Origin of the sequence: Vibrio sp. WZ-1, from assembly GCF_052037695.1 — a bacterium.
In the GTDB taxonomy this organism is placed as follows: domain Bacteria; phylum Pseudomonadota; class Gammaproteobacteria; order Enterobacterales; family Vibrionaceae; genus Vibrio.
The window spans coordinates 181,382-194,100 of sequence record NZ_JBQEQR010000079.1; the positions used below are offsets into that span (position 1 = coordinate 181,382).

General features: G+C 44.7%; 12 protein-coding genes. 9 read left to right on the plus strand and 3 right to left on the minus strand.

What is annotated here, in order from left to right; all coding sequences use genetic code 11:
* Window positions 1-89: 89 nt before the first annotated feature.
* From malT to ACTS60_RS15645, 9 genes are all read left to right on the plus strand, one after another.
* On the plus strand, window positions 90-2,798 hold the full coding sequence (gene malT, locus ACTS60_RS15605; protein ID WP_440888981.1) for an HTH-type transcriptional regulator MalT: 2,709 nt from the start codon (window positions 90-92) through the stop codon (window positions 2,796-2,798).
* 548 nt (window positions 2,799-3,346) lie between these two features.
* Window positions 3,347-4,264: a DUF368 domain-containing protein gene (locus ACTS60_RS15610; protein ID WP_440888982.1), complete on the plus strand. Its 918-nt coding sequence runs from the start codon at window positions 3,347-3,349 to the stop codon at window positions 4,262-4,264.
* A 221-nt stretch (window positions 4,265-4,485) separates the two neighbouring features.
* Window positions 4,486-4,911 carry a hypothetical protein gene (locus tag ACTS60_RS15615; protein WP_440888983.1) on the plus strand — a complete coding sequence of 142 codons (426 nt, stop codon included), beginning with the start codon at window positions 4,486-4,488 and terminating at the stop codon, window positions 4,909-4,911.
* Between the two features lie 9 nt (window positions 4,912-4,920).
* Window positions 4,921-5,532: an SCO family protein gene (locus tag ACTS60_RS15620; protein ID WP_440888984.1), complete on the plus strand. Its 612-nt coding sequence runs from the start codon at window positions 4,921-4,923 to the stop codon at window positions 5,530-5,532.
* On the plus strand, window positions 5,522-5,989 hold the full coding sequence (locus tag ACTS60_RS15625; protein WP_440888985.1) for a copper chaperone PCu(A)C: 468 nt from the start codon (window positions 5,522-5,524) through the stop codon (window positions 5,987-5,989). The genes ACTS60_RS15620 and ACTS60_RS15625 overlap by 11 nt, the downstream gene beginning before the upstream one ends.
* A 190-nt stretch (window positions 5,990-6,179) precedes the next feature.
* Window positions 6,180-6,500 carry a glucose PTS transporter subunit EIIB gene (locus ACTS60_RS15630; protein WP_440888986.1) on the plus strand — a complete coding sequence of 107 codons (321 nt, stop codon included), beginning with the start codon at window positions 6,180-6,182 and terminating at the stop codon, window positions 6,498-6,500.
* A 235-nt stretch (window positions 6,501-6,735) separates the two neighbouring features.
* Window positions 6,736-7,812: a ribosome small subunit-dependent GTPase A gene (gene rsgA / locus ACTS60_RS15635; protein ID WP_440888987.1), complete on the plus strand. Its 1,077-nt coding sequence runs from the start codon at window positions 6,736-6,738 to the stop codon at window positions 7,810-7,812.
* Between the two features lie 258 nt (window positions 7,813-8,070).
* On the plus strand, window positions 8,071-9,288 hold the full coding sequence (gene sstT, locus ACTS60_RS15640) for a serine/threonine transporter SstT (protein WP_440888988.1): 1,218 nt from the start codon (window positions 8,071-8,073) through the stop codon (window positions 9,286-9,288).
* Window positions 9,289-9,569: 281 nt separating this feature from the next.
* Complete coding sequence (locus ACTS60_RS15645) at window positions 9,570-10,064, plus strand: type IV pilin (RefSeq protein WP_440888989.1); 495 nt, start codon at window positions 9,570-9,572, stop codon at window positions 10,062-10,064.
* A 53-nt stretch (window positions 10,065-10,117) separates the two neighbouring features.
* Here the strand turns inward: ACTS60_RS15645 and pdxY are convergent, their stop codons facing one another.
* The 3 genes from pdxY to potE all read right to left on the minus strand — a co-directional run bounded on the left by pdxY (window position 10,118) and on the right by potE (window position 12,705).
* On the minus strand, window positions 10,118-10,981 hold the full coding sequence (pdxY, locus tag ACTS60_RS15650) for a pyridoxal kinase PdxY (RefSeq protein WP_440888990.1): 864 nt from the start codon (window positions 10,979-10,981) through the stop codon (window positions 10,118-10,120).
* Between the two features lie 100 nt (window positions 10,982-11,081).
* Complete coding sequence (locus tag ACTS60_RS15655) at window positions 11,082-11,270, minus strand: AbrB/MazE/SpoVT family DNA-binding domain-containing protein (protein ID WP_440888991.1); 189 nt, start codon at window positions 11,268-11,270, stop codon at window positions 11,082-11,084.
* A 124-nt stretch (window positions 11,271-11,394) separates the two neighbouring features.
* A complete protein-coding gene (gene potE, locus ACTS60_RS15660) occupies window positions 11,395-12,705 on the minus strand; it encodes a putrescine-ornithine antiporter (RefSeq protein ID WP_038883235.1) in 1,311 nt (436 codons plus the stop codon).
* Between the last annotated feature and the right edge of the window lie 14 nt (window positions 12,706-12,719).

Consider the following 12,719-nt stretch of genomic DNA (forward strand, 5'->3'; position numbering starts at 1 on the left):
GCTGCATCCGCTAGATGAATAGGCACCTTGTGGTGATAAAAAGTAAAACGGATTGATTGCTAGATACACATAAACAAAGGACATATAAAATGTGGATCCCTTCTAAACTTACTCGACCTGGACGATTACACAATGCCATTGTTCGCCCAAGAGTATTGGACCTACTACAACAAGCGCCCTTTTATAAGCTGGTTTTATTTCGCTCACCAGCTGGTTACGGAAAAACCACCATGGCTGCACAGTGGCTATCAGACAAGCCAAACGTTGGTTGGTATAGCATAGATGACAGTGATAATGATGGTTTTCGTTTCGTTAATTACCTTTTGCAAGCACTGAATAAAGCAACTAACCATAGCTGTTCGAACTCTCAGAAACTGGCTGAGAAGCGTCAGTTCTCGTCATTGCGTTCTTTATACAGTGAAGTTTTCGCTGAAATGGCCGATTTCCAGCAAGAATGCTACATCGTTTTGGATGACTATCACCTAATCACTAATGATGAAGTCCATGAGTCCATGCGATTCTTCCTCAAGCACATGCCAGATAACCTCACTGTCGTTGTAACCAGTCGCGCCAACCCTCCGTTGGGTACCGCAAATTTACGTGTTCGTGACCTGATGATCGAAATTGGCAACGAAATGCTAGCGTTTGATATCGAAGAGACCACTCGCTTCTTCAATCAACGAATCGAGGACGGCATTGATGAAGATACCGCAAATAACCTACGTACCTATGTAGAGGGATGGCCTTCAGCACTGCAATTGATTGCCCTCCAAGCTCAGCATCAAAATCGCACACTCGCACAGACTGTCGAATCGGTGTCTCAGTTTAACCACGCTCATTTATGGGATTACCTCGTTGAAGAAGTATTTGACCTACTGGATACAGAAACACGTCATTTCTTAATGCAAGTATCTGTCCTTGATCATTTCAACGACGGACTAGTATTTGCACTAACACAACGTGAAGATGCACTAGGGATGATCGAGTCGTTAAACCGTTACGGCTTATTTATCTATCCACTTGAAGGTGAGCATAACTGGTTCCGCTTCCATAACTTGTTTGCAGAATTCTTATCTCACGAACGTCTAGCTCGCATTCCTCAACAAGAGAAAGATCTTCACCGCAATGCTGCCGTCGCTTGGCTGCAACAAAAAGCACCTCACCAAGCGATTCATCATGCTCAAAAGTCTAATGACAAAGATCTTGTGGTTGAAATTCTTAACGAGTTTGGTTGGAAGATGTTCAACCAAGGCGAACTAAGTACGCTAGAGTCAGCAATTAATCAGCTAGATAGCGACCTGCTATTTAGTCATCCTAAACTCACCATGCTCAGAGCATGGTTGGCACAAAGTCAGCACCGTTACAATCAAGTTGGGCAACTACTAGCGGAAGCAGAAGAAGAACACCGTAAACGCAACATTGAGCTGGATATTCATTATCAGGGACAAGCTAACGCGCTACTTGCTCAAGTTGCCATTAACAGCAACCAACCAGAACATGCGCTTGAACTTGCAGAATTAGCCTTAAGCCAGTTAGACCACACCGTATATCGCAGCCGCATCGTAGCAACCTCAGTCGTGGGTGAAGTAAACCATGTATTAGGTAAACTCGACCGCGCTTTACCTATGATGCAGCAGACAGAGAAACTGGCGCGTCAATATCAAGTTTACCATCAAGCACTTTGGGCTATTTTGCAACAAAGCGAAATCTTGATTGCTCAAGGCTATGTTCAAGCAGCTTTCGAATTGCAAGACTCGGGCTTCCGTTTGATTGAAGATCAGCAGCTGCAACACGTTCCTTTGCATGAGTTCTTACTGCGCATCCGAGCACAAGTACTGTGGTGCTGGAACCGCCTAGATGAAGCAGAAGAGTGCGCTTACAAAGGCCTACAAATTCTAGAAAGCCATTCACCGAGTAAGCACTTACACAGTTACTCTATGCTGGCACGAATCGCCATAGGCCGTGGTGAACTGGATAAAGCGGGCAAGTTCATCGAGCACATGCAGCATTTGATGAAACAATCCACTTATCACGTAGATTGGATGGCAAACGCCTCTTTGTCTCTGATTTTGTTCTGGCAAGCACGTGGTAACACTGAAGCAATTCAAGAATGGTTAAACTCGGCAGTGAAACCAGAGGCCGCATGTAACCATTTCTCTCAACTCCAATGGCGAAACATCGTCCGTGCCCATATCAATTTAGGCCAGTATGATGACGCTCGACAAGCACTTGATTTCCTACAAAGCGAAGCGTCTCGAGCAAATTTGATCACAGACACTAATCGCAACTTAGTGGTTGACGCAGTTTTGGCTGCCAAGTTAAAAGATGAAGAGAAAGCAAAAACGCTACTTAAAGAAGCGTTAGTCATGACCAATCAAACTGGCATGGTGGGGAACTTCCTCATTGATGGTGCAACCATTGGTGGTCTACTTGAAAAGCTCAGCCTACGTCATGAACTAGGCGATCTAGAACGCCACCGCGCTCAGCAATTGATGAAAGACATTTCTTCAAACCAGCGCAGTCGTTCGATTCACTTTGATGAAGACTTTATCGAGAAACTAGTGAACCACCCGAACGTACCGGAGCTTGTCCGCACGAGCCCACTGACACAACGTGAGTGGCAAGTTCTCGGCCTAATTTACTCAGGGTTTAGCAATGAGCAAATTGCACAAGAGCTTGATGTCGCAGGTACGACCATCAAAACTCACATTCGCAACTTGTACCAAAAGCTAAATATTGCCAACCGTAAGGAAGCAATCGTGACAGCTGAGAACTTGTTGCAATTAATGGGTTACTGATTTAGCGGATTAAATAAAGCGTAAACATAAGGGTTGGCGTAATGCGTCAGCCCTTTTTTATTACTCAATAATCTTTGAAAAGTGCAAATTGCAAAGCACGTAAGAAACGTTGTACATATACCCAAGTAACCTCAAGATGATTGGGTATACAACAGGCAAAAAAATAGCCAACCGCAATTAGTGCGATTGGCTTATATATATTGTGAACAAATTTTATTCACTAACAACGTCAGTTGGCTAGGTGACCCTCGGCTTAAGAAGGGTCGAGATGTATTATGCATTAACTATGCCAACTTTAAAACTACTCTTTTTGGGTATAATGTCGCATATCAAATCATTACTCTTAGCGAAAAATTGCATTACGCAAAAATCATTTGCAAAAGAAAATTGCAATATGCAAATTATATGAAATGATGATAATTAACTCACCAAAGGTAGAACATCTTACTTAGTTACACATCCCAATAAGAAATTGAATATGAATTCATACTTTTTTGACATCAATGTTTGTATACTCACAGCCACTTACATGACTTAGTATTTGAGAAATGAATTATTTAATTACCTTCTTTAAAGGGATAGCCATGGGCGCAGCTGATGTGGTACCAGGCGTATCAGGCGGCACCATCGCATTCATCACTGGTATTTATGACACTTTGCTCGAAAGTATCCGTCGCATTAACCCTTCTCTTTTTTCAATTTGGAGAAAGGAAGGCTTTAAAGCCGCATTTACTCACGTTAATGGCTTTTTCCTGATCTCATTGTTTGCAGGTATCCTCACCAGTATTGCAACGTTAGCAAAGCTGATTACATGGCTGCTGGAAACACACCCAATCCCAATTTGGTCATTCTTCTTCGGTCTTATCTTGGTATCGGTGTATCACATCATTCGTCAAGTAGAACAACGTGATGCGATTCGCTTTGTCGCGCTGTTAATTGGTATTGGCTTTGCCTACTGCATCACTGTGCTCAAGCCACTTCATATGGAACCAACAGCGATCAATACCATTCTTGCTGGCGCTATCGCGATCTGTGCAATGATTCTACCGGGTATCTCTGGAAGCTTTATTTTGCTTTTGATCGGCATGTACGCGCCCGTATTAGGTGCAGTTAAAGGCTTCCAGGTCGATATCCTTGCGCTGTTCCTTGTAGGCTGTGTGGTTGGTCTTTTGTCGTTCTCTCACTTACTATCTTGGTTGCTACGCAAATTCCGCGATTTAACCTTGATGTTCCTGACGGGCTTGATGATCGGTACGCTACCAAAAATCTGGCCTTGGAAAGAGACATTAACATGGCGCATTAACTCGAAAGGTGAGCAAGTGCCATTGCTAGAGCAAAACCTGTCACCGTTTGAGTTTGAGCATATCACGTCTCAACCATCGCAACTGGTGCTAGCCGTAGTCATGATGCTAGCCGCTATTGCACTGGTACTTGGTTTAGAGAAGTTTGCAGACTCAGACAAGTAAAGAAAAATCACACAAACGATCGTTTCAGAAGCGGAGCCAATGGCTCCGCTTTTTTATTGGTGTGGGTTGAAAACATAGCTTTAAATACATAAGCATACCTCCGAACTGATTCAAGACTAGGTTACTTTGGTATAGTGCACAGTTTGTCGAAGTCACGAGTTTTCCCATATGCTATCTGTGCTAGGATGCACTCAATGTTAAGTGATAAGTACTGAATCTTAATGAAAGTGTTACAAATCGCAGGGATAGCCGTGGCACTGATCGCTGGCTTTTACGCGCCAACCCTAATCAAAAATTTTTCTTCAGCGCCCGAGCCTAGGTCGCTCGATGAATACTGCTTCCTATCCACCGAGCCTTGCATCCAAGATGATGTTGCGATGACGCTCAGCGTCGATACTGCTCAGCCTCTTCTACCCGCCCAGCTCGAAGTCGAATGGCAAGACAGTGAAGCCGAACAGCTCGTATTAAGCTTAGCTGGTCGAGAGATGGATATGGGTAAACCAAAGTTTGTGTTGAAAAAAGTCTCACCAGGAAAATTCGTGGGTGATGTGATATTGCCTGTTTGTACACACGATTCAATGACGTGGGTTGGTGAGCTTTCCGATGGCAAAGACACCATTTATCCAGCGCTAAAAATGCAAAGATAAGGAACTGACATGAGCCGTAATTGGTCTCTCTTTCTCGTAGTAGCCTTTGTCCTCGGGTTTGGTACCAAAACTTACCTAGATGGGCAAAAAGAAGTAGAGAAAAAACAGCAAGTCTCCACGGAGCAAAGCATATTGTTCGGAGAGGGCGAGCAACCCGTCGATATCTTCGATATCAGCGATGATCGTATCCGCATTGTCTATTTCGGCTTTACTCGTTGCCCAGATGTGTGCCCAACATCCTTAGCCATGCTGGCAGGTGCACTCAATCAAATCGATGACTCACAAAAATCGCAGCTACGCCCAATGTTCATCTCGCTTGATCCAGAGCGCGATGAAGCAGACGCGTCAGCGAAATATGCTCACTACTTCCACCCCATGATTGAAGGCCTGTCGGCGCCACTCGACGTGACCACTCCGCTCGCTCACAAGTACGGTGTTATTTTCCGTAAAACGGAACTGGAAGGGTCAGAGCTGAAATACACGCTCGACCATAGCTCTTACTTCTATTTCTTAAAGCCAGACGGAACACTCATCACTAAAGTGCCGCATACCTTAACGCCTGCGCCAATTGTCGAGGCGATAACCAAACTGACTGCAGAAGGAAAAACCAATGAAAGCTAAGCATGCAATCAAAACGTTAGCACTCTCCACCCTACTTCTAAGCCCTTTGGCACAAGCGAATCTCAACGTGATGCCACATGAGCCGTATGCGCGAGCGATGGCGCCAGGCGCTGTCACTAGTGCAGTCTTTGTGACCTTTGCTAACCGAAGCCAAGAAGACATCAATATCATCGCTGCAGCAACCCCAGCAGCGGGAAAAGTTGAGCTGCACGATGTGATTAAAGAAGGTGACGTGATGAAGATGCGTCAGGTAGACCACATCACATTAGCGGCAAAAGAAACTACAGAGCTAAAACCGGGCAGCCTACATATCATGCTATTCGAGCTTACTCAGCCTCTGAATGAAGGCGACGAAATCGAAGTGACGGTAACTTACGATAACGGTCAAAAGCAAAGCTTTACCGCACCAGTAAAGAAAGTCATGGCAGGAATGAAAAAGCACGAACATCACCACTGATTCTTGCTCGGTACATCAATCCAAAGCTCCTCTAGCATGAGGAGCTTTTTTATTCCCTCAACCTTTGCTCCTTTCAATGATCAGAAGCTGTCCTCACACTTCCCAATGCTAATTTTTGTGTTCTAAATCAGGGTTAATCAACCACCGCTGAGATATAAATGAGGCTTTGCTACCACCTGAGCTTCTCACTATGTTAAAAGCCCTATCTCGCCTATTCAAAATGCTGACGCAAGTAAACCCACATCTAGAACAAGATATCGACACCATCATGAATGCCATCGGTGGCTTGGATAATTTAGTTGAAACCGGAGCTTGTGCGACGAGACTGCGCTTAACTCTCAAAGACACCTCCATCGTGAATCAAAAAGCACTGAAAGATCACGGAGCACATGGCGTGGTAATCATAGATGAACGCCATATCCAAATTATCTATGGCGTAAAAGCCAATACTTATTCGCAAGAGATGGAAGAGCGTCGAATAAAGCACACAAATAACGCGAAGGAGTTGTAAGAATCGAATCACAGCCGCTATACTCCGGCCGTTAACTCACCAACTGAGAGGAAATATGATGATTGTAATGGAAAACACTAACTGGGCAGCGAAAGGGTAAACGTCCACTTTTTCTCGTGGCTAAGCCACAACACCTCCCTTCTTTGCCCGGTCTTCACCGGGGTCAGCTCTATGCGAATTAGACCCTAATGCGATTTGTATTAAGGCGCTTTGTTGCGTCCGGGATAATTCAACAATGAATAAAACACATTCTTTTTGTGAATCACTACTTACTCAACCTAACCCACTAAAGCTATTAGGTTGGAAACCATTTTTTCAACAACAACTGACGTTAGACGATTACGAAGACACACTCTTTGCGCGAGTGATTGCTCACCATCGTAGTGGCTATGTCGTGGTTAGCGAACAAGGTGAAACCCACTTACCTATCCAAGCTTCGCTACCCAGCATGACCGTAGGCGACTGGGTAATATTAAACTACCAGCAACAGTTTTCTCGTTTACTTGAACGCCGCAGTTTGTTCAGCCGTAAAGCTGCGGGCAGTAAAGTAGCCGAGCAGCTTATCGCCGCCAACGTGGATACGGTATTTATCGTGTGTTCACTCAACCACGATTTTAACCTTAGCCGAATTGAGCGTTACTTAGCACTCATCAATGAATCCGACGTCGAGCCCGTCATTGTGCTGACAAAAGCCGACTTATGTGACAATGCTGACGAGCTCAAAGCTCAGGTACTAAAGCTTGATCCTCTGCTTATGGTAGAAAGCGTCAATGGTTTGGATGAATCAGACGTTGCCAAGTTAATGAGTTGGTGCAGCGAAGGTCAAACCGTTGCGTTCATCGGCTCTTCTGGCGTAGGAAAGTCCACCTTAGTGAACACCCTACTTGGCGAACAAGAACAAGCAACTGGCGGTATTCGTGAGGATGACAGCAAAGGCCGACATACCACGACCTCTCGCTCAATCCACCTGCTGCCTTCCGGTGCGATCTTAATGGATACACCGGGAATGCGTGAGATCCAGTTGGCAGACAGTGAAACAGGGGTCAGCGAAACCTTTGCTGACATTGAAGCGCTAGCAGAAAGCTGCCGATTCAATGATTGCCAACATCAAACCGAACCAGGCTGTGCCGTTCAAAGTGCGATTGAAGACGGCTTGTTGGAGACGCGCCGCTTTACTAACTACCAGAAGTTATTGCGAGAACAAGCTTATAATGGTGCGACTCTCGCTAAGCAGCGAGTACAGAACAAACAGTTCGGAAAAATGGTGCGCAATGTTGTGGGTGAAAAACGCAAACGACAACAAGGTTACTAGATTGTTACACCCAGAAAAACCATAGAACATAGGAGGCTAACGCCTCCTTTTTTTATAACTTTATAAAATTACACCTTTCATAACAGACAATACTTTACAACATTTAACATCAATTAAAGCAACATTGAGCAAACATTTAAACTAAAAACAAACTAAAACTAGACACAAAATATTACCAAGCTAAGATATGTGATATTCAGCAAGAAAATGGCTGGATTTATAAAAATAGGATAAGTAATCAAATTGCAGGAATGATGTATGCAACACAACAGTCTCGTTGCCCGATACGCTCGCGGTAACCTCGTTCTCCAAATCCTCGTCGGTATTGTTCTCGGTACGTTGCTTGCAACGATTGCTCCTGAACATGCTGAAAGTGCAGGATTACTCGGTAGCCTTTTCGTAGGCGCTTTAAAAGCAATCGCTCCAATTTTGGTATTTATTTTGGTTGCCGCTTCAATTGCAAACCAAAAGAAAAACCAACACACTTACATGCGACCAATTGTGGTTTTATACCTGATGGGTACGTTCTTCGCAGCACTGACCGCCGTGGTTCTGAGCTTCCTTTTTCCTACCAATCTAACTCTGGTAACCGGTGCTGAAGGTGCAATGCCACCTCAAGGCATTGCTGAAGTATTGCGAACGTTACTATTCAAACTGGTTGATAACCCAGTCAACGCCCTAGTAGAAGCAAACTATATTGGTATCCTTGCATGGGGTGTTGGTCTTGGTCTTGCACTGCACCACGCATCTGCAACAACTAAAGCAGTATTCGAAGACCTAAGCCACAGTGTTTCTCACATTGTTCGCTTCATTATTCGTCTTGCTCCATTTGGTATCTTTGGCCTAGTGGCTTCTACCTTCGCTACAACAGGCTTTGGTGCGCTTGCAGGTTATGCTCACCTTCTTGCCGTATTGCTTGGCGCTATGATGGTTATAGCTCTAGTTGTTAACCCAGCGATTGTCTATGTAAAGACCAAGCAGAACCCTTACCCACTCGTGTTCCAATGTCTACGTGAAAGTGGTGTAACCGCATTCTTTACTCGCTCAAGTGCTGCAAACATCCCGGTAAACATGGCGCTTTGTGAGAAGCTAAAACTAGATGAAGACACATACTCTGTCTCAATTCCTCTTGGCGCGACCATCAATATGGCTGGTGCTGCAATCACCATCACGACTTTAACCCTAGCTGCCGTTCACACTATGGGCATTGAAGTAGACCTAATGACTGCAGTACTACTGAGCATCGTTGCTGCAGTATCGGCTTGTGGTGCATCTGGTGTTGCCGGTGGTTCTCTACTACTTATCCCACTAGCGTGTGGCCTGTTTGGTATCTCAAACGACGTAGCAATGCAGGTTGTTGCGGTTGGTTTCATCATCGGTGTGATTCAAGACTCTGCTGAAACAGCGCTAAACAGCTCAACAGACGTTATCTTCACTGCGGCTGTTTGCAAATCAGAACAGCAAAAAGCTCAGTAAGACTTAAGCATCTGTAAGATCTACGCATCTTTGATGTGAAAAATAGAAAGGGGAGCCGAAACGGCTCCCCTTTTTTGTGTAAACGCCAATCAATACAGCCACACCAAACTAATCCACAAATCAAGAGGAGCCATATGCTCCTCTATTCACACTTTGATCATACTTCAAGTTTTTGTCAGGATTTTCTGAAACACATAATTTGTCCTTAAATTTTCGAAAATCGATGCGTAGAATCCCGCCCTGTTATGCGTATGGTTGAGTTGTACATAGGGTAAAAACCAATGAGATTGTTGTCTGGATTCTCGTCAAAAGAGTGGCTGTTAACCGCCGTGGTACTCGGAGGGTTAACCGTAGCCACAGTCCATTATTCTAACCAACGCACTTCTGCCGCCCGCAGTGCTGCAATCCAAGTTCTGTTTGCTGACATGCAGTATTACGTCTCACTCCTACACAACAATGCAAAAGCGTTTAAGCAGGACCAAGGCGCAAACCAGTGCGTCCTAACAGCACTTGGCTATCAAGATTTCTACAACGGTTATCCAGAGACTCAAAGTGAGTGTGGTGAGCAAGTTGGATTTTTCGACAATCTGACCATCACTGATGAGATGAAACAAGCAGACTTGGTCTTTATCGAAAACAATCGTTATTCAATTGTCGGTTACGGCAATGACGAATCACCAGGGGCACTGATGGCAAATCAGTGTTACACCTACTATCGAATGGATAGCAAAGGCGTTGATGGACACAGCTTTAGAATTGACACCACTGGCTGTTAATGAAGATCAAAAAAGGGAGCACAGTGCTCCCTTTTTCCTACCAACGATTAGATTTAGCTTAATGTCACTTCTTCCAATGGGAAGTGCTTACCAGGCTCAACAAACTCTTGTTGTGCGGCAATGGTTTGTAGTTCCCATTCACCCGCTTGGTAAGTCGCGTTAAGCACACCGTAGCAAGCATCATGACAATGCTGGAATGCTTGTTTTGGTGTCCAGCCTTTTAATAAGCCAGCGGTAAAGATCGCTGAAATCAAATCACCTACACCTACTGGTGCTTTTTCAAATTCAAATTGTGGACGCTTAGCAAGGAAAGTACCTTCCTGCGTAGCCAATAACATATTGAAGCTTGTATCGGACAGGCAGTATAGATGTTTAACTAATACTACTTTTGGACCTTTAGCTAATGCGCGCTGACAAGCTTCAATCGCATCATCTAAGGTGTGAATTTCCATTTCTGCAAATTGAGTAAGCTCGAACTGGTTCGGAACGATCACATCTGCCATCGGCATAAGACGAGTTAATAAATGGTCAGCAATACCCGGTGCAACAATACAGCCTTTATCTGGCGCGCCCATTACCGGATCACACACGTAAAGCGCTTCTGGGTTAGCTTGTTTTACTTTTGCCACCGTTTCGGCCACGGCAAGACACTGCTCTGCACTGCCTTGGTAACCAGTAAGCACTGCTTCACATTTTTCCAATGCGCCAATATTGCCAAGGCCACGAACCAACTCGTTGATGTCGTCAGCAGAAAACGCACGACCCGTCCAACCTTCTTGATATTGGGTGTGGTTAGAAAATTGAACAGTGTGAATAGGCCACACTTCGAAACCCATGCGTTGCATTGGGAAAACAGCACTGCTGTTACCAGCATGGCCAAAAGAAACATGCGATTGTATAGAGAGGATACCTTGCATAGTACCAGACCTCTTCTTTTAATTATCAATAGTTCAAAGACAGCGGCAAGCGCCAATTTACGAAACCAGTAGTGTATCCGACAAACCTAAATTCTCTCACTCAATTCTCGCCGTCTTGGCTTGAATCGGTTGGAGAGCTGGTTTTCAGTACCATTTTCTTAATTTCCATTTTGTCTTTATTGAGCGCAATTTCGAGGGTATCCCCTTCCCTTATCCCGAGTTCACTCAGGATCACGCTTGGAATGACTACGACGGTATCGTCACCGATTTTAACAGGTTGGCTAATCATCTTTCGTCCTCCAAATGTCAAAAATGAGTTTTCACGTTCTGAATGGCGAGTAATTAGGTGGTCTCCCAAAAAATAAAGCAAAAGAGCCTTCCACACCGCGTTTGGGAAGGCTCGATTGAAAAGCTTAGTTAGCTAGAGGTTCGTGCTTCGAAGCGATCAAGCCGTAAGCACTCCAACCTAGGAAGGTTACAATAGAGCCCCACATCATTGCGTCATAGCCAGAACCGTACAGTGCGTAGAAGCTGTATACCGAACCAATCAGAGCAATAATGTTTGTCGTCTTCATTTCGCGCTCAGGCACATGAGCCACTTGCTGCATAATGAAGATTGCGCCCATACATAGGATGTAAGGAACAACGTTGGTTACCACCGCTAGGTTAACCAGCGCTTCAAACTGCTCATTCAATGTTGGTGAGATGGTCATCAAAGACAATACAGATTGAATCACAGTGATCGCCACCATACCTTTGATTGGCGTACCGCGTTTATCGACTTCTGAGAACAGTTTAGGGAAGAAGCCTGCATCTGAAGATGATTTGAATACTGAAGCGATAGTGAACTGCCAACCCAATAGAGAGCCTGCACACGCTAATACCGCCATACCTGCAACCACTTTACCAGCTGTAGAACCTAACATTACCGTCCATACAGTTGAGAATGGCGCTGTAGATGCTGCTAGTTCAGAGTTCGCTACGATACCAGAACAGATGTTAGTTGAAACAATGTAAACCACAGCCGCAATTAATGTACCGCCCAATACAGCGATCGGTACGTTCTTTTCTGGGTTTTCTACTGCTTCTGAGTTTGCACAAGCTGATTCTAGACCTAGGAACGCCCATAGAGTCATCGCGATAGACGCACTTACCGCTTCACCAAATGGTAGGTGATGTGGGTTCCATGCTTCAACGTACATTGTTGGGCTAAAGTAGAACCAACCAACAATACCCAAAGAACAAACCGGAAGGATAACGCCCCATACAGTGAACGAACCAATTTGACCCGTGATCTTTGCACCACCAAAGTTAGCAAAGGTACAAATCCAAAGGATAGCGATGGTATACAAACACGTTTCAACTGGTGATAACGTCACTTCAAAGAAAGCGGAGCCATAACCGACACAGGTAATCGCAATCGCAATGTTGGCAATCAGTAGTGACAAACCATAGGTCCAGCCGGTCATAAATGCACCCGATTTACCAAACGCATAAGAGGCATAACCATTCATACCGCCTTCACGCTTACTAAAGCGACCACATTTTGCAAATACATACGCCAAAGCTAGTGAGCCTGCCGCAGTGATCAGCCAAGATAGAATCGAGATCGTGCCCACTTGCGCCAACTTACTTGGCAACATGATGATGCCCGAACCCGCCATGTTAATGAATGTCAAAATGGTTAACTGCACCACCGACATTTTTTTAGTTTCAGTACTCATAAATTATTCTCCAC